Source organism: Kitasatospora sp. NPDC090308 (assembly GCF_044769485.1).
Lineage (GTDB): Bacteria > Actinomycetota > Actinomycetes > Streptomycetales > Streptomycetaceae > Kitasatospora > Kitasatospora fiedleri.
In genome coordinates this window covers 752,666-770,202 of the sequence record NZ_JBIVXY010000001.1, presented here as the reverse complement: position 1 = coordinate 770,202, position 17,537 = coordinate 752,666, and the positions used below count along the sequence as shown (strand labels likewise).

At 72.5% G+C, this 17,537-nt stretch carries 14 protein-coding genes; 6 read left to right on the top strand and 8 right to left on the bottom strand.

The features are described from left to right. Nucleotides 1–105: 105 nt before the first annotated feature. Genes ACIQVD_RS03325 through ACIQVD_RS03310 form a run of 4 tightly spaced genes read right to left on the bottom strand, consistent with a single transcriptional unit; the run spans nucleotide 106 to nucleotide 3,522 of the window. The gene (locus ACIQVD_RS03325) at nucleotides 106–528 is read right to left on the bottom strand and encodes a Fur family transcriptional regulator (RefSeq protein WP_400686582.1); all 423 of its coding nucleotides are present in this window, start codon (nucleotides 526–528) and stop codon (nucleotides 106–108) included. A gap of 35 nt (nucleotides 529–563) precedes the next feature. Continuing rightward, nucleotides 564–1,610: a metal ABC transporter permease gene (locus ACIQVD_RS03320; RefSeq protein ID WP_402285868.1), complete on the bottom strand. Its 1,047-nt coding sequence runs from the start codon at nucleotides 1,608–1,610 to the stop codon at nucleotides 564–566. Next, nucleotides 1,610–2,512 (bottom strand): metal ABC transporter ATP-binding protein, encoded by a 903-nt coding sequence (locus ACIQVD_RS03315; RefSeq protein WP_402285679.1) that lies wholly within the window; start codon nucleotides 2,510–2,512, stop codon nucleotides 1,610–1,612. Before ACIQVD_RS03315 ends, ACIQVD_RS03320 begins: the two co-directional genes overlap by 1 nt. A 41-nt stretch (nucleotides 2,513–2,553) precedes the next feature. Beyond that, complete coding sequence (locus tag ACIQVD_RS03310) at nucleotides 2,554–3,522, bottom strand: metal ABC transporter substrate-binding protein (RefSeq protein WP_402285676.1); 969 nt, start codon at nucleotides 3,520–3,522, stop codon at nucleotides 2,554–2,556. Between the two features lie 297 nt (nucleotides 3,523–3,819). Between ACIQVD_RS03310 and ACIQVD_RS03305 the strand changes: the two genes are divergently transcribed. After that, the gene (locus ACIQVD_RS03305) at nucleotides 3,820–5,202 is read left to right on the top strand and encodes a glycine--tRNA ligase (protein ID WP_100836081.1); all 1,383 of its coding nucleotides are present in this window, start codon (nucleotides 3,820–3,822) and stop codon (nucleotides 5,200–5,202) included. A 200-nt stretch (nucleotides 5,203–5,402) separates the two neighbouring features. On the opposite strand, the gene ACIQVD_RS03300 is transcribed toward ACIQVD_RS03305, so the two are convergent. The 4 genes from ACIQVD_RS03300 to ACIQVD_RS03285 form a co-directional block, all read right to left on the bottom strand. Beyond that, nucleotides 5,403–7,013, bottom strand: a complete 1,611-nt coding sequence (locus tag ACIQVD_RS03300; RefSeq protein WP_402285674.1) for a hypothetical protein — start codon at nucleotides 7,011–7,013, stop codon at nucleotides 5,403–5,405. A 313-nt stretch (nucleotides 7,014–7,326) separates the two neighbouring features. Next, on the bottom strand, nucleotides 7,327–7,905 hold the full coding sequence (locus ACIQVD_RS03295) for an NADAR family protein (RefSeq protein WP_402285673.1): 579 nt from the start codon (nucleotides 7,903–7,905) through the stop codon (nucleotides 7,327–7,329). 437 nt (nucleotides 7,906–8,342) lie between these two features. Further along, nucleotides 8,343–9,359 carry a hypothetical protein gene (locus ACIQVD_RS03290; RefSeq protein WP_402285672.1) on the bottom strand — a complete coding sequence of 339 codons (1,017 nt, stop codon included), beginning with the start codon at nucleotides 9,357–9,359 and terminating at the stop codon, nucleotides 8,343–8,345. Next, nucleotides 9,356–9,856 (bottom strand): hypothetical protein, encoded by a 501-nt coding sequence (locus ACIQVD_RS03285; protein ID WP_402285670.1) that lies wholly within the window; start codon nucleotides 9,854–9,856, stop codon nucleotides 9,356–9,358. The genes ACIQVD_RS03290 and ACIQVD_RS03285 overlap by 4 nt, the downstream gene beginning before the upstream one ends. A 135-nt stretch (nucleotides 9,857–9,991) precedes the next feature. Here ACIQVD_RS03285 and ACIQVD_RS03280 point away from each other — a divergent pair, with 135 nt between their 5' ends. The 5 genes from ACIQVD_RS03280 to ppdK all read left to right on the top strand — a co-directional run bounded on the left by ACIQVD_RS03280 (nucleotide 9,992) and on the right by ppdK (nucleotide 17,516). Next, nucleotides 9,992–11,296 carry a histidine kinase gene (locus ACIQVD_RS03280; RefSeq protein ID WP_402285668.1) on the top strand — a complete coding sequence of 435 codons (1,305 nt, stop codon included), beginning with the start codon at nucleotides 9,992–9,994 and terminating at the stop codon, nucleotides 11,294–11,296. Then, nucleotides 11,284–11,931 carry a response regulator gene (locus ACIQVD_RS03275; protein ID WP_400686597.1) on the top strand — a complete coding sequence of 216 codons (648 nt, stop codon included), beginning with the start codon at nucleotides 11,284–11,286 and terminating at the stop codon, nucleotides 11,929–11,931. The genes ACIQVD_RS03280 and ACIQVD_RS03275 overlap by 13 nt, the downstream gene beginning before the upstream one ends. Further along, a complete protein-coding gene (locus ACIQVD_RS03270; protein ID WP_400686599.1) occupies nucleotides 11,928–12,815 on the top strand; it encodes a DUF4097 family beta strand repeat-containing protein in 888 nt (295 codons plus the stop codon). The genes ACIQVD_RS03275 and ACIQVD_RS03270 overlap by 4 nt, the downstream gene beginning before the upstream one ends. 238 nt (nucleotides 12,816–13,053) lie before the next feature. Continuing rightward, a complete protein-coding gene (gene dusB / locus ACIQVD_RS03265; protein ID WP_402285663.1) occupies nucleotides 13,054–14,241 on the top strand; it encodes a tRNA dihydrouridine synthase DusB in 1,188 nt (395 codons plus the stop codon). Nucleotides 14,242–14,807: 566 nt separating this feature from the next. Beyond that, nucleotides 14,808–17,516, top strand: coding sequence for a pyruvate, phosphate dikinase (gene ppdK, locus ACIQVD_RS03260; RefSeq protein ID WP_400686601.1), 2,709 nt, complete (start codon nucleotides 14,808–14,810; stop codon nucleotides 17,514–17,516). The last annotated feature ends 21 nt before the right edge of the window (nucleotides 17,517–17,537 follow it).

Below are 17,537 nucleotides of genomic sequence, written 5' to 3'. Positions count from 1 at the left end.
GCGAGTGCGGGGAGTACGGGTGAGGGCCCGGATCGGACTGTTCCGATCCGGGCCCTCACCCGTTGCCCGGGCCGGGCGGCGTCCGCTGCCGGGCCGCGGTGGTGCCTACTCCTCCTGCTGCTGCTTGGCGGCGCAGTCGCCGCAGGTGCCGAAGATCTCCAGGGTGTGCGCGATGTCGCTGAACCCGTGTTCGGCGGCGACCGCGTTGGCCCACCGTTCGACCGCGGGGCCCTCGACCTCGACGGTCGCCCCGCAGTGCCGGCACACCAGGTGGTGGTGGTGCCCGCTGCTGCACCGCCGGTAGACCGCTTCGCCCTCGGCGGTGCGCAGCACGTCCACCTCACCGGCTTCGGCCAGCGACTGCAGCGTGCGGTAGACGGTGGTCAGACCCACCGAGTCGCCCCGGTGCTTGAGCATGTCGTGCAGTTCCTGCGCGCTGCGGAAGTCCTCAATCTCGTCCAGGACCGCCGAGACGGCGGTGCGCTGCCGAGTCGATCGCGCGCGCGGCGACGGGCCTGCGGTGGTCACCGTGGGTCCTCCTGCTGATCGGGTGGTTTCGCACATCATTGTGCCAGCCCCCGACTTGACAGCGACTCCCCCGACGGCGGTGCATCGACCGTCGCCCCTGCCGGTGCCCGAACCGGCCCCGTTCCCTCCAGGACTGCGCCCCCGCCCTCCGCGGTTCCCGGACCGGCGGCGGAACTCCCCGCCGCGGGGCCTCCCACGGCGGAACCCTCGGTAGCGGGGCCGGGCAAGGCCACGTCGCACACCGCCGGGCCGTGTTCGGCGGACGCCCGGTGCCGTCGCCTGGCCAGCGGCGCGGCGACCGCGCTGAACAGGGCGAAGGCGAGGATGGCCAGGAACACGATGGTCGGGCCGGACGGCAGGTCGGCCTGGTAGGAGGTGCCGACGCCGAACAGGGCGGTCAGCACGCCCACGCCGATCGCGGCGGCCTGGGTGGCCGCGAAGGAGCGGGTCAGCTGCTGGGCGGCCGCCACCGGGACCACCATCAGCGCACTCACCAGCAGCAGGCCGACCACCCGCATGGCGACGGTCACGGTGACCGCGGCCATCACCGCGAGCAGCAGGTTCAGCACCCGCACCGGGAGGCCGGTGACCCGGGCGAACTCCTCGTCCTGGCAGACCGCGAACAGCTGGCGGCGCAGGCCCACGGTGACCGCGACGACCACCGCCGCGAGCACGGCGATCACCACCAGGTCGCCGGGGGAGACGAACAGGATGGAGCCCCACAGGTAGCTCTCCAGGCTGCCCGCGCCGGACTGGCTGCTCATCGAGACCAGCAGCTTGCCGCCGGCCATGCCGCCGTAGAAGAGCATCGCCAGCGCGATGTCGCCGCGCTGGTTGCCGCGGGCCCGGACCAGCTCCATCACGACGGCGCCGAGCACGCAGACCAGCACCGCCGTCCACATCGGGTTGGCCTGGAACAGGAAGCCCAGGCCGACGCCGGTGAGCGCGACGTGCCCGATGCCGTCGCCCATCAGCGCCTGCCGGCGCTGCACCAGGTAGATGCCGATCGAGGGTGCGGTGATGCCGACCAGCACGGCGGCGAGGAACGCCCGCTGCATGAAGTCGGGTTGGAACATCTCGATCATGCCAGTAGCCCCTGGGTGGTGCGGTGGTGGTCGTCGGCGTGCGGGTGGACGTGGTCGTGGCCGGGCAGCGCGTGCTGGCCGACGCCCCGGGGCGGCGGTCCGTCGTGCGCCACGCAGCCGTCGCGGAGCACCACGGCGCGGTCGATCAGCGGCTCCAGCGGCCCGAGCTCGTGCAGCACCAGCAGGACCGCGCAGCCGCGCTCCACCTCGCTGCGGAGGATGTCGGCGAGCACCTGCTGGCTGTCCACGTCGACCCCGGCCATCGGCTCGTCCATGATCAGCAGGTCGGGCCGGCCGACCAGGGCGCGGGCGATCAGCACCCGCTGGTGCTGGCCGCCGGACAGGTGGGCCACCCCGTCGGCGGCCCGGTCCAGCATGCCGACGGCGGTCAGCGCCCGGTCCACCGCGGCCCGGTCCTTGCGCCGGAACGGCAGCAGCCCGTGCTGCGGCAGCCGTCCGGTGGAGACCACCTCGCGGACCGTGGCCGGCACCCCGCCGGCCGCGGTGGTGCGCTGCGGGACGTACCCGATCCGGTGCCAGTCCCGGAACCTGCGGTACGGCCGGCCGAACAGTTCCAGGCTGCCCCGGTCCAGCGGCACCGAGCCGATCACGCTCTTCACGGTGGTGGACTTGCCGGACCCGTTGGCACCCAGCAGGGCGACCACCTCGCCCGGCCGGACGGTGAGGTCGACGCCGCGCAGCACCGGCCGCCCCCCGACGGTGGCGACCGCTCCCTGCAGCCCGACGACCGCCGGCCCGGCCTCGCCGCCGGCCTCCTCGCGGACCTCCCCGGCGGTGCGCCCGCTGATGCCCCGGTGGTCGGTGCTGCGGTCGGTGTCGTGGCCGGTGCTGCGGTCGGTGTCGTGGTCGGAGTCCGTCGTGGGGGTGACAGCGCTCATGGTGGTTCCTCGCTCTGCTCTCGCCGCTCGCCCAGGTCCGCTCAGCTGGCGCCGAGCGCGGCCCGCAGGTTGGTCAGGTTCTGCCGCATGACGGAGAAGTAGTCGTTCCGGTCCGGCTCCTTGATCCCCTCCAGGGGGTCGAGCACGGCGGTCTTGAGCCCCAGGTCGGAGGCCACGGTCTCGGCCAGCTTGGGGCTGACCAGGGCCTCGAAGAAGACGGTGGTCGCGCCGTTCTCCTTGGCGGCGCGCTGGATCGCGGCCATCCGGGACGGGGTGGGTTCGGCCTCCGGGTCGACTCCGTTGATGGCGACCTGCTCCAGCCCGTAGTGGTCGGCGAGGTAGCCGAACGCGGCGTGGCTGGTGACGAAGGTCCGGGTGGTGGCGTTCGCCAGGCCGTCCTTGAACTCCTGGTCCAGGGAGGTCAGCCGGGCCACCAGGTCGTCGGTGTTGTGCCGGTAGTCGTCGGCGTTGGCAGGGTCGATCTCCGCGAGTTCGGCGCCCACGCTGCGGGCCACCGTCGCGTACCGGGCCGGGTCCAGCCAGATGTGCGGGTCGCCGGCCGTGCCGCTGTGCTCGTGCCCGCTCTCGCCGTCGTGCGCCTCGGCCTCGTCCTCGCCGCCCTCGTCGAGGTGGTGGTCCACCAGCGGGGAGGCGGCGGTCGCGTCCACCACGTGCTTGAGGTGGCCCTGCTCGACGGCCTTGTCCACGGTCGGCTGCAGGCCCTTCAGGTAGACCACCGCGTCGGCCCGCTGGACGGCCGCGACCTGCTTGGCCGTCAGCTCCAGGTCGTGCGGCTCCACGCCCGGGGCCGTCAGATCGGTGATCCTGACGTGCTCCCCGCCGATCTGCCGGGCCAGGAACTCCATCGGGTAGAAGGAGGCCACCACGTCCAGCTTCCCGCCGTCCTTCCCCGCCGCGCTACTGACGCCGCCGCAGCCGGAGAGCAGCAGGGATCCGGCGAGGGCGGTGGCGGCCAGGGCTATCGAGGTAGAGGGGCGGCGAATCTTCATGACAACCATTCTCATCTTATCTGGAAATGATTGTCAACTTGCGGTAGGGAGACCCTCCCGCACCGCGTGCCGCAGCCCCTCGTTGCGCCGTCCGTGTCGGCCGGGCACCGCGCCTTCACCCCGCGACCTCCAACACGCCGGAGAACGCACGGCTGTTCACTCCCGGTACAGCCACCCGGCGGGCCGCCCGTGCCACTATCGAGTTGAACCCCGCCCCCGCATCCCCGGTACCCTGAGTTATTCGGGCGCGCGCAACCAGCCGCGCCCTGACCGTGCCGTCGTACTGAAGAGAGCACTGTGGCCGCCGACAAGATCGACACGATCGTCAGCCTGAGCAAGCGCCGTGGCTTCGTCTACCCTTGCAGCGAGATCTACGGCGGTACGCGTGCCGCCTGGGACTACGGTCCGCTGGGAGTCGAGCTCAAGGAGAACATCAAGCGCCAGTGGTGGCGCGCGATGGTCACCGCTCGGGAGGACGTCGTCGGTATCGACTCCTCGGTGATCCTGGCCCGCGAGGTCTGGGAGGCGTCCGGCCACGTCGCGACCTTCAACGACCCGCTGACCGAGTGCCTCTCCTGTCACAAGCGCTTCCGCGCCGACCACCTGGAAGAGGCCTACGAGGCCAAGCACGGCAAGCTCCCGGCCAACGGCCTGGCCGACATCAACTGCCCGAACTGCGGCAACAAGGGCGCCTTCACGGAGCCCAAGGAGTTCTCGGGCATGCTGAAGACGCACCTCGGCGTCACCGAGGACGCCGCCGGCCTGGCCTACCTGCGCCCCGAGACCGCGCAGGGCATCTTCACCAACTTCCGCGCCGTCCAGACCACCACGCGCAAGAAGCCGCCGTTCGGCATCGCCCAGGTCGGCAAGAGCTTCCGCAACGAGATCACCCCCGGCAACTTCATCTTCCGCACCCGCGAGTTCGAGCAGATGGAGATGGAGTTCTTCGTCAAGCCGGGCGAGGACGAGACCTGGCACGAGTACTGGCTCGAGCAGCGCTGGAACTGGTACGTCGACCTCGGCCTGCGGACCGAGAACATGCGCTTCTTCGAGCACCCCAAGGAGAAGCTGTCCCACTACGCCAAGCGCACGGTGGACATCGAGTACCGCTTCAACTTCGGTGGCAGCGAGTTCTCCGAGCTGGAGGGCGTGGCCAACCGCACCGACTACGACCTGACGGTGCACAGCGAGCACTCCGGCCAGGACCTCAAGTACTTCGACCAGGACGCGAACGAGCGGTACTTCCCGTACGTCATCGAGCCCGCGGCCGGCCTCAACCGCGCCATGCTGGCCTTCCTGCTCGACGCCTACTTCGAGGACGAGGCGCCGAACGCCAAGGGCGTCATGGAGAAGCGCGTCGGCATGCGGCTCGACCCGCGGCTGGCCCCGGTCAAGGTCGCGGTGCTCCCGCTGTCCCGCAACGCCGACCTCTCGCCGAAGGCCCGCGGCCTCGCCGCCGACCTGCGCTCGGCCTGGAACGTCGAGTTCGACGACGCCGGGGCGATCGGCAAGCGCTACCGCCGCCAGGACGAGATCGGCACCCCGTTCTGCGTCACCGTCGACTTCGACACCCTCGAGGACAACGCGGTGACCGTCCGCGATCGCGACACCATGGCGCAGGAGCGCGTGTCGCTCGACCAGGTGAAGTCCTACCTGGCCACCCGCCTGATCGGCTGCTGACACCGAGCGCCGCGGCGGACCGCGGTCCGCAGTCCTTCGTCCGGCCGGTGGGCCGTCCCCTTCCCGGGGGCGACCCGCCGGCCGTTCGGCGTTCGGCGTTCGGATGCCGGTGCGGGCGACTTCCGTACGGGGTGAGCCGGTCCGCGGGGCGTGAGGCGGGGTGGAGCTATTGCGGTGACGGGCCTCTCGCGGAGCCCCGCTCAGCGGCGCTGGCGGGACTTAGGCCGCGAGCGGGGAGCCGGTTCGGTCGGCAGCCCCGCGGTGCGCAGCGCCGCGAACACGCTGCGGGCCCGGCTCTCCTCCAAGCCGTCGGCGGCGAACAGCAGCGTGTCGTACAGCTCCACCGAGCCCTGGATCGCGGCCGCGAAGTGCCCGACGTCGCTCGCCGACCGCAGCCGCACCAACTCGCCGATCAGCTCGACCGCGGATTCCTCGTCCAGTGCCGCAGCGATCGTCGCGACCTCCTTGATCGGCCGGCCCGCGGCCTGGCGCAGCAGGTGGCGAATGTCCTCGGAGCGCCCCGCGACGCGCAACTCCTGCGACAGTTCGGCGAGTTCATCGGCCGGGGCGGAGGCCCGCTCCCACAGCAGGGTCTGCCCGTCGGCCGACTGGCCCGACCGCTCCAAGGCGGCGAGCAGCGCCGGGAAGGTCTGCGTGCTCACCGACCACAGGGCGTGGAACAGGTCGGCCGCCTCGTCCACCAGCCCGCCCTGACGCAGTTCCGCCAGGGTGGCCGCCGCGTGCGCCGGGGAGCCGAGGGCCACCGACCGGGCCAGGTAGGTGGAGGAGCCGGCTGGTCCCTCGGCCCGCAGCAGCGCGGCCAGCCCGACCAGATCGCTCGGCGTGGTCATCAGGGCCGCCTGGCCCACGAGGCCCGCGGATTCGTGCACCGCGCCCTGCCGGTGCAGGTCGGTGATCCGCTGGGTGAGGGCGACCAGTTCGGCACCTGTCCGGGCCCGCACGCCGCCCTCCGGCGCGGCGGCCTCCGCCCGGTTCCTGGGGCCCGCGAGTCCGGTGCTGTTACTGGGGGTGCCGTTGCTGCGGGGGGCGGTGCCCGGCCTGGTGGGTTCGGTGCCGTTGCGCTCCGTGCCCGGGCGGGCGGTGCTGTCGGCCCGGTGGGAGTCGGTTCCGTTGCCGTGGGTGCCTGTTCCGGCCCAGGAGGTGCCGGTGGGCTCTTCCGCCCGGGCGTCCGTTCCGCCGCTCCGGGAAACCGCGCCGGCCGCGTCGACGATGGGCCGGGATGCGGCGGTGGTGGTGCGGTCGTCGTTCTTCCGGCCGGCGCGACGAGGGCGGCTGGCCCCGAAGCGGGCGCCGCGCAGGGGCGGCCCTCCGGCGGGCAGGGCCGCGGCCGGGTCGGCGCTGCCGGTCAGGTCCGCCGGTCTGTCGGACGTGGCGGCCGGTTCGTGGGCCAGGCCCGATCTGCGGTCTCCGCCGAAGCGGGCTCCGGTCGGGAACGAGCGCGGCGGGGGCATCGGAGGAGCGGCCGGTTCGTCCGGTCGGTGCGCCCAGGGGCCCTGGGCGGGGGTGCCCGGGTCGATGCCGGGTACGGGTGCGGGACGGTCGGCCAACCGCCCGGCCAACTGTCGGTCCTCGGCTGCCAGGAGGCGGTCGCTCAGTTCGAGACAGCGGGCGCCGAGTCCTTCGCGGAGGTTCTGTACCTGGGCGAGCTGTCGCACCAGTTCGGGATCGGGCTGCCGGGGCGGGCGGCCGTAGGCGGGCGAGTGATCGGGTTCGTAGCCGGCCCGGACGGCCTCGGCGAGCCTGCGCTCGCGCTGTGCGGCGAACTGCCGCGCCCTCAGGAGTTCGTCCAACTCCGCCCTGAGCGTCTGGACATCGGCCGAATCCGGCCCTGAATTGCGTACGGTCATCGCGCCCCGCCCCGACCTCTCCAGGAGACCGCCCGACCGGCCTCCGAACACAACAATCTGGTGGCCATCCTGGCGCTGCCATGCGGCGGCCACGTTACGGGAGCAAGTCTTAACCTTTTCGGGACGACGATACGAGTGGCCGGTGCGACACGGGAGGACGGCGGCGTTCACGGGTCGCGACCGACTTCCTCCCGAATCAACCCACTTGTGCGAGTTGCTGGACAACTGCCGCCCTGCATCGGCCAGTTGGTCGGGTTCAGCCCGCGAGTCGCGCCCGTGCCTCCATCAGGGCGAAGCCGAGCAGGTTCAGCCCTCGCCACTGGGCGGGGGTCGCGGCCCGCTCGTCGTCGGCGGCGAGCCCGATTCCCCAGATCCGGTCGAGCGGACTGGCCTCCACCAGAACGCGCTCGCCGGTGCGGAGCAGGTACGTGCGGAGCTGCTCGTCCTGTCCGAACTTCTCGGTGCTGCCGTTCACCACCAGTTCGAAACGCTGCGCGACCCAGCGCTCGTCGTCGAATCCCCGGACCTGGCGCCCCAACTTCTTCGCCTCCGCGGGCGTCCGCGCCCGGAGGATCCTCGGGACGATCTCCTCGTCCCTGAACAGCCGGGCCTTCCCGGCCATCATCCAGTGCTCGGCGGTGCGGTACTCGACCCCGTCGACGGTGAACGGGGAGGGCCACCACTGGCTGAGCGCGCCGGGCCCGATCCGCCCGTCCCGCTGCGGCTGGTGGCCCCAGAAATGCAGGTACTTCGGGCGCGCCCCGGACGCGACCGCGGCCGTCAGCTGCTCGCGGGTGCGCACCTCGCTGGGGGAGGGGGTCGGGTTCGTCGTCATGGCGCCATCCTCGCACCGGCCCCGCCTGCCGGGCCCTCCATTTTCCTGCGGGCACCTGCTCCGATACCCGCCCCTGGGCGAGGGCACGGCCGCCGATCCGGCCCTCGCCGTCCGCCCGTACGGTGGCCCCGTCCTCGTCAGCCCGCCCGCGGCAGGGCCTGCCGACCACACCCCGCACCGGCCGGCGCGACACCCGGGGCGGGGGTCGACGGCCGGCGCGTGGTCGGTGGGCGGCAGGACGTATCGCACTATGCAGTGGTCAAGGAACGGAAGACGCCGGTGTGGAGGAACGCGTTCAGGTCGGCGACAGCGCGGACTGTCAGGTCGTAGGCAGGGTCAGGCGGCTCCTTTCAGCTCCGGACCGGGCGGCCGTTCGAACATGCCCGGTACGGGGAGGGGGGCAGCTCCTTCCGGCGCGGGGCTGCTCGGGCGGGTGGTCAACCTCCCGTGGGGGAGGGGCGGCGTGGACCGGCCGTGCCCTGACGGAGCTTGCGGGAACGCAGCTCCCGGAAGCAGGTCGGCCGCTCCACGGCGGGCCGCCGCAGCACGGGCCTGCGCCGCGACGAGGCGGCTGCCGCTCTCGCCGCGGCGGACGCCGTGCGGGGCGTCCGGCCCGGGCCGGGGCGGGACGCCCGGGGCTCGGCCCGGGCGTGGGCCCCGGCGGTCGGTGCCCGGCCGGTCGAGCCCGCCGGACGGTGGCCCCGGTGCACCTCCGAGACCGCCGGGCCCCCGGGAGCGGCGGAACGCCCCGTCGCGGCGGCCGCCGGGCGGCCCCGCACGCCCGCGGCCGGGGTGACCCGCAGCCGGCTCGACATCGCGGCGTACAACCGGCTCGCCGGAGACCCGGACACGATCCCCGCAGTGGATCGCGCCGTCAGCTCGATGATCTGCACTGACACTCCTTTCGTGAGGAACCCGGTGGGCGGGCCGCCCACCGGAACCGGGGCCACGGCACGACCCCGGAACACTCCGGACACCTGGAACATCCAGAGCCGTGGCCACCGCCCGGCCGCCGGAGCCGGACCGCCGCCCGTGCGGACGGTCCCCTTGCGGAACGCCACCGACCAGCACACGGCGGCCAGTGGCAACTCCGCGCACGCCGCCATCAGCAGGGCGACCAGCAGCCCGGGCCCGTCGACGGCCGTCGCGAGGTCGCACCCGGCGTCCGTGACCAGCAGGACACCGGCCAGCCCGGCCGGCCATAACGGGCTCCGGCCCCGCCGCAGGCACGCGGCGGCAACCGACAGGGCCGCCGACTCGGCCAGATCGAGCACCACCCAGGGGCGGCCACCGGGCAGCACGGCCAGCAGCGCCGACCAGGGCAGCAGGACCAGCCCGCACCCTGGGAACAGCACCTCCGGCCGCAACCACCCGACCGGTCGGAGCGCACCCGTCGACCGCCCCACCGGGACGACGCCGCCGACTCTGGAAAGCCTGGGATTCAACGTGCTCATGCCACCCTCCCCGGCTCCGCGTGCTCGGCGCAGCAGGACGCCGCCGACGCCTGCACCCAGCGGAACCTCCCGGCCGCGGAGGCGAACCAGAACCGGCCCGCCGTCCGTACGGCCACGGCGTCCGCCGCCCGCCGCCGCAACCCGCCGGTGAGGAAGCGCACCGGCGGGGGAGCCCCGCAGGGTGGTAGTCGGCCCCAGGCGCACACGACCGCCCCCGCCCCCGGTCTTCCGGCCGGGCCGCGCCGCGCCCCGCGCAATCCGGCCGCACCGAGCGAGGACTCGACCACGACATCGAGCAGTTCGCCGTACTCGTACACCTCCATGGCCGGTCGGCGGCCCGCCCGCAGGCGCACCGACCACGGGCCGATCGCGGCGAACGCGCCCAACTCATCCACTGTGTAGGTGAGTTCGCTACAAGGATCGGCGAACTCCGGGGCCACCGCCCGAGCAGGGGAGAGCGGACCGCGGTCACAACGCATCAGGTTCGTATTCGTCATGCCGTCAAGAATCCTTCGGCGCAAGGATCTTGTCGGTAGTGTGCGGTTCCGTCTTTGGGGTGTAGCCAGCTTCACCCCAAAGACGGAAGCCTGCGCCATGGAAGCCGAGATCAGGCGGCCCCTACGCTGATCCGCATGTTCCAGTCGAAGATCGACGCGCCCCCGCGCCGGGCGGCCCCGGCCGCCGCAGCCCACGCGGTCACGGCCCATGCCGTCACGGCTCGGGCCACCGCGGTTCGTGCCGCCGTAGCCGCGCGCACGCCGTGGTCCGCGGGCACTCGACGGGACTCCCTCTTCCTGGCCGCCGGTCTCCCGTTCGGCCTGCCCTGCGTGATCCTCCTCGTCCTCCCGAGCGGAGCCCTGCTGCCCGGGCTGGCCCTGCTCGTGGTCCTCTTCGACCTGCTGACCGTCGCCCAGCGCAGCCGGGTCCGCGCCCTGCGCGGGCTGGAGGTCCCGGGCCGGGTCCCACCGGGCGCGGCCTGGCTGGTCCGGCTCCGCGCGGGGCTGACGTGGCGGCAGGCCGCGCACCACCTGCTGGCTGCTCCGGTGCAGGCCCTGTGCGCCGCCTCGGTGCTCGGCCTCTGGGGCGCGTCGATCGTCCTGCTCGGCTTCTTCGGCTGGGTGTGGCTGCTGCCGCCCGACAACCCCCTGAGGGCGGCGCAGGGCTGGACGACCGAGGGCGCCGCCGCGACCGTCGGCGGCCTGCTCCTGCTCGCCGTCACGCCCTGGCTGGTCGCCCTGCTCGCCGCCGTCGACCTGTGGACGGTCCGGGCCCTGCTCGGCCCCAACCGGGCGGAGCTGCTGGAGCGCCGCGTCGAGCACCTGGCCCGCAGCCGGGTGGACGTGGTGGACGCCGCCGACGCCGAACGGCGCCGCATCGAGCGGGACTTGCACGACGGCGCCCAGCAGCGCCTGGTCTCGCTGGCGATGAACCTGGGCCTCGCCCGGCGCACCCTCAAGCACCTCCCGCCCGAAGCCCTGGAGGTCATCGCCGCCGCGCACGAGGAGGCCCAGGCCGCCATCAAGGAGCTGCACGACCTGGTGCGCGGCCTCCACCCGGCGGTGCTGGAGGACCGCGGGCTCGACGCGGCGCTCTCCGGCATCGCCGCCCGCAGCCCCGTCCCCGTGCACCTCACGGTCGACCTGCCGGGCCGGATAGCGCCCACCGTGGAGGCGGTCGCCTACTTCACGGTCTCCGAAGCGCTGGCCAACGCGGCCAAGCACTCCCGGGCCTCCCGGGTCGACCTCGCCCTGCACCGGGCGGCCGACCGGCTGCGCATCACCATCACCGACGACGGTATCGGCGGGGCGGACGCCGACCGCGGCACCGGCCTCACCGGCCTGCGCAAACGCGCCGCCTCGGTCGACGGGTCCTTCACCATCACCAGCCCCCGCGGGGGCCCGACCACCATCACCATGGAGCTGCCGTGCGAGCTGTGATCGCCGAGGACTCGGTCCTCCTGAGGATCGGCATCGTCAAGGTGCTGGAGAGCGAGGGCTACGAGGTCGCCGCCGCCGTGGGGGACGCCGAGACGCTGCTCGCCGCCGTCGAGGAGCACCGCCCGCAGATCGTCGTGGCGGACGTCCGGATGCCCCCGGGCTTCGCCGATGAGGGCGTCCGGGCCGCGCTGATGATCCGCCGGCAGTGGCCCGACACTGCGGTCCTGCTGCTCTCCCAGTACGTCGAGGAGCGCTACGCGGCGGACTTGCTGGCCAAGAACACCAGCGGCGTCGGCTACCTGCTCAAGCAGCGGGTGGCGAACGTCGACGAGTTCGTGGAGGCGCTGCAGCGGGTGGCCGCGGGCGGCACCGCGCTCGACCCCGAAGTCGTCGCCCAGCTGCTGCTGCGCCGCGACCGCGACCCGCTGCACCGGCTGACGCCCCGCGAGCGAGACGTGCTGGCGCTGATGGCCGAGGGCCGTTCGAACACCGCGATCGCCGAATCCCTGGTGGTCAGCGACAGCGCCGTCGCCAAGCACATCAACTCGATCCTCACCAAGCTCGACCTGCCACCCGCCGAGGACACCCACCGCCGGGTGCTCGCGGTGCTGCGCTTCCTGGAGGTCAGCCAATGACCCGGACCGCCCCGCCGCAGCCGCAGCCACGGCTCGCCCCCGCGCCGGGCCGGCTCGCCCGCTGGCTGCCGGCCTCGGGGCCGACGGGCCCGCCCGCCGTGCCGGGCCCCGGCGAGCGCCGGGCCTGGCGGATCGTCGGCGTGCTGGCGCTCGCCTGCGCGCTCCTGACGGGCGCCGCCGTCACGGGGGCGGCCCTCGTCCAGCGGGAGACCACCCGGGAGCGGACGTACTTCGAGGCGATCGGGCAGCTCGACATCGCCTCCGGCCCGGCCCAGGTCACCGTCCGGTCCGGTGGCACCGACCGTGTGGTGGTGGCCGAACAGCTGGGCTGGGCGCTGCGCAGGCCGACGGTCGCCACGCGGATCGACGCGGGCCGGATGACGGTCTCCGTCGACTGCCCGGAGGCCCGGCTCCTGCGCGGCTGCCCGGTCGCCCTGGACATACAGGTGCCGCCGTCGACCGAGGTCCACGCCCGCAACGGCTCCGGACGCACGGAGATCGTGGACGTGACGGGCGCCGTCTCGGCTGAGACCGGCAGCGGCCAGGTCCAGCTGACCAGGGTCAGCGGCCCGATCTGGGCCAAGAGCGGCTCCGGTCAGATCATCGGGACGGGGCTGGGCGCGTCCAGGACCCAGCTGTCCGCTTCCTCCGGGCGGGTCACCCTCCAGTACGACCGCCCGCCGGAATCGGTCACCACCCGCCTCGCCTCGGGAAACCTGGTCCTGGACCTGCCCGACGACCGCAGCCGGTACCGGATCGACCTCAGCAGCGACGGCGGCGGCCAGACGGTCGACCCGTCCCTCCAGGACGCCGACTCCTCGCGGCTGCTCGACATCACCTCCGCCTCCGGCACCGTCACCATCGGCCGCACCGGGAAGCCCTGACCGCACCCGGGGCCGCCACCGCCCAGCGCCCCACCGCCGCCCACCGCCTCGCCGCAGTCCACCGACCGCAGCCCACCCACCGCAGTCCACCCACCGCACGCACCGGCCGTCGCACACCCGTCGCAGCCCCCGGCGGAGCCCGCGCCCGGCCCCGGCCCGGGCGGTCCGGCGGGTGGGAGAGAATGGAGAGTCCGGAAGCCCGACATTGGGGCCCTACCCGTATGAGGATCCGCCGCGCATGACCATCACGCCCGACACCGCCCAGGCCACCCCGGCAGCATCCGGCGCGCCGGAGTTCGCCCCGTTGAACATCGGGCCGATGCAGGTCTGGCCGCCGGTGGTGCTGGCCCCGATGGCCGGCATCACCAACGCGCCCTTCCGCACCCTGTGCCGGGAGCAGAGCGGCGGCCGTGGCCTGTACGTCTCCGAGATGATCACCACCCGCGCCCTGGTCGAGCGCAACGCCAAGACCATGCAGCTGATCAAGTTCGACCCGAGCGAGAAGCCGCGCTCGATCCAGCTGTACGGGGTGGACCCGGAGACGGTCGGCAAGGCGGCCCGGATGATCTCCACGGAGGGGCTCGCCGACCACATCGACCTCAACTTCGGCTGCCCCGTCCCCAAGGTGACCCGCAAGGGCGGCGGCTCCGCGCTGCCGTACAAGCGCAACCTGCTGCGCGACATCCTGCGCCAGGCGGTCGCCAACGCGGGCGACCTGCCCGTCACCATGAAGATGCGCAAGGGCATCGACGACGACCACCTCACCTACCTCGACGCCGGGCGGATCGGCGCGGAGGAGGGCGTCTCCGCGATCGCCCTGCACGGCCGCACCGCGGCCCAGCACTACGGCGGCACCGCGGACTGGTCGGCCATCGCCCGCCTGCGCGAGTCCGTCCCGGCCGGCATCCCGGTGCTCGGCAACGGGGACATCTGGTCCGCCGACGACGCGGTGCGGATGATGCGCGAGACCGGCTGCGACGGCGTGGTCGTCGGCCGCGGCTGCCTGGGGCGGCCCTGGCTGTTCAAGGACCTGGTGTCGATCTTCGAGGGCGACGCCGACTACGCCCGCCCCACCTTCGGTTACGTGGCCCGCGCCATGGTGCGGCACGCCCAGCTGTTGGGGGAGTGGCTCGGCGACGAGGCCCGCGGCGTCATCGACTTCCGCAAACACGTCGCCTGGTACACCAAGGGCTTCTCGGTCGGCTCCGAGCTGCGGGTGAAGCTCGCCGGTTCCAGCTCGCTGGCCGAGCTGACGGAGACGCTCGCCCTGATCGACCAGGAGCAGAGCTGGCCGATCGGTGCCGACGGCCCGCGCGGCCGGACCAGCGGCAACAACCGGGTGGTCCTGCCCGAGGGCTGGTTGGACGATCCGTACGAGTGCGCCCGACTGGCCGAAGACGCCGAATCGGATACCTCTGGCGGATGATCTGTACTCCACGGCAGGTTCAGCTCGGTTCCGGGTCTGGCCGTGGCGTCCCGGCCGGACTGTCCATGGTGGACAACAGGGCTCCTTGAAGGCGAATTCGAGCAACGCAGAGCGACAGATACATCAACGGAAAGCGACGTCCGGCGTAGGAGTCGTCAGCCTGACAGCTGAGATGCGCTCGTGATGCTGGCCACATATCGTGGCGAGTGACAGTCAGTCAGTGGACTTCGCCAAGGTGTACAAGTCCGGATCGCTTCCCGAACGGGCCCTCCGGCGGATCGCCGCAGCTGGCTGCAGGAAATCAAGCCGGGGAAACGTGGCGGAGCGAATGCCGTCACCGTGTGTCCGGTTCGAGTGAGCCCGATGTATCGGTGCGTTCAATTCTTGAACAATGGCTAGCGTCACCCGGACGATTTCAGCAACGCAGGCAAACGCCCGCCCGGGCATTAGATCCGCTGGCCAACCTCCGGCTTCGTGGCTCGTACGAGCTATCCACGCCCCTAGACCGCCTTCGAAATGGGTATGTTCTCCGGCGTCAGGGCAACCGTGTGCGAGGAGAGCGACCCGTGACGGCGCAGCAGAAGTTTGTTTACTCCTTCACCGAAGGAAACAAGGACCTCAAGGATCTTCTCGGCGGCAAGGGTGCAAACCTCGCCGAGATGACCAACCTGGGTCTCCCCGTCCCTCCGGGGTTCACCATCACCACCGACGCCTGCAAGGTCTTCCTGGAGACCGGCACCGAACCGGGCTCGCTGAACGAGGAGATCACCGGCCACCTGGCCGCCCTCGAACAGCGGATGGGCAAGCAGCTCGGCCAGGCCGACAACCCGCTGCTGGTCTCGGTGCGCTCCGGCGCGAAGTTCTCGATGCCCGGAATGATGGACACCGTCCTGAACATCGGTCTCTCCGACGCCTCGGTGGCCGGGCTCGCCGATCAGTCCGGCAACGAGCGCTTCGCCTGGGACTCGTACCGCCGCCTGGTGCAGATGTTCGGCAAGACCGTGCTGGGCGTCGACGGCGAGCTCTTCGAGGAGGCGCTGGAGGAGGCCAAGCACGCCAAGGGCACCGCCAACGACCTCGACCTCACCGCCGAGGACCTGCGGACGCTGGTCGCCACCTTCAAGGCGATCGTGCTCCGGGAGACCGGCCGGGAGTTCCCGCAGGACCCGCGCGAGCAGCTGGACCTGGCGATCCACGCGGTCTTCCACTCCTGGAACGGCGACCGGGCCCGCCTGTACCGCCGGCAGGAGCGGATCCCGAACGACCTGGGCACCGCCGTCAACGTCTGCACCATGGTCTTCGGCAACCTCGGCGAGGACTCGGGCACCGGTGTCGCCTTCACCCGCGACCCCTCCACCGGCACCCAGGGCGTCTACGGCGACTACCTGCAGAACGCCCAGGGCGAGGACGTGGTGGCGGGCATCCGCAACACCCTCCAGCTGGCCGACCTGGAGCAGCTCGACAAGAAGTCGTACGACGAGCTGATGTCCATCATGCACACCCTGGAGAACCACTACCGGGACCTGTGCGACATCGAGTTCACCATCGAGCGCGGCAAGCTCTGGATGCTGCAGACCCGGGTCGGCAAGCGCACCGCCGCCGCCGCGTTCCGGATCGCCGTCCAGCTGGTCGACCAGGGCCTGATCGACCTGGACGAGGCGCTGCACCGGGTCACCGGCGGCCAGCTCGCCCAGCTGATGTTCCCGCGCTTCGCGCCCACCTCCGAGACCAGGCCGGTCGCGTACGGCATCGCGGCCTCGCCCGGCGCGGCGGTCGGCAAGGTGGTCTTCGACTCGTACACCGCGGTGAAGTGGTCGCGCTCCGGCGAGCAGGTCATCCTGGTCCGCCGCGAGACCAACCCGGACGACCTGGAAGGCATGATCGCCGCCGAGGGCATCCTCACCTCGCGCGGCGGCAAGACCTCGCACGCGGCCGTGGTCGCCCGCGGCATGGGAAAGACCTGTGTCTGCGGCGCCGAGGAGCTGGAGGTCGACACCAAGAACCGCAAGTTCACCACCGCCGACGGCCAGGTCGTCCACGAGGGCGACGTGGTCTCCATCGACGGCGCCAACGGCAAGGTGTACCTCGGCGAGGTCCCGGTGCTGCCGTCCCCGGTGGTCGAGTACTTCGAGGGCACCCTGCACGCCGGCGCCGACGTCCAGGGCGGGCTGGTCCAGGCCGTGCACCGGCTGATGTCGCACGCCGACGGCCGCCGCCGCCTCGCGGTGCGCGCCAACGCCGACAACGCCGAGGACGCGAACCGCGCCCGCCGGTACGGCGCCCAGGGCATCGGCCTGTGCCGCACCGAGCACATGTTCCTCGGCGAGGAGCGCCGCAAGGAGGTCGAGCACCTGATCCTGGCGGACAACGACAAGGACCGCGAGACCGCGCTGTCCAGCCTGCTGCCGCTGCAGAAGGGCGACTTCCTGGAGCTGTTCCAGTCGATGGACGGCCTCCCGGTGACGGTCCGGCTGCTCGACCCGCCGCTGCACGAGTTCCTGCCCGACATCACCGAGCTGTCGGTGCGCGTCGCCCTCGCGGAGGCCCGCAAGGACCCGAACGAGAACGACCTGCGCCTGCTCCAGGCCGTGCACCGGCTGCACGAGGCCAACCCGATGCTCGGCCTGCGCGGCGTCCGGCTCGGCCTGGTCATCCCCGGTCTGTTCGGCATGCAGGTCCGGGCGATCGCCGAGGCCGCGGCCGAGCGCAAGCTGGCCGGCGGCGACCCGCGCCCCGAAGTGATGATCCCGCTGGTCGGCACCGTCCAGGAGCTGGAACTGGTCCGCGACGAGTGCGAGCGGGTGCTCGCCGAGGTCGCCGCCTCCACCGGCGTCACCCTGGACATCAAGCTCGGCACCATGATCGAACTGCCGCGCGCCGCCGTGACCGCCGGTCAGATCGCCGAGGCCGCCGACTTCTTCTCCTTCGGCACCAACGACCTGACCCAGACCGTGTGGGGCTTCTCCCGCGACGACGTCGAGGCCTCCTTCTTCACCGCGTACCTGGAGAAGGGCATCTTCGGGGTCAGCCCGTTCGAGACCATCGACCGCGACGGCGTCGGCGCCCTGGTCAGGAACGCCGCCCAGGCCGGCCGGGCCACCCGTCCCGACCTCAAGCTCGGCGTCTGCGGCGAGCACGGCGGCGACCCCGATTCGGTGCACTTCTTCCATGAGGTGGGGCTGGACTACGTATCATGCTCTCCCTTCCGGATTCCGGTGGCGCGCCTGGAGGCAGGCCGCGCCGCCATCGAGACGGCGGGCAGCGACTCGCGCTGACACGAAGCAGCGCGGTTCACT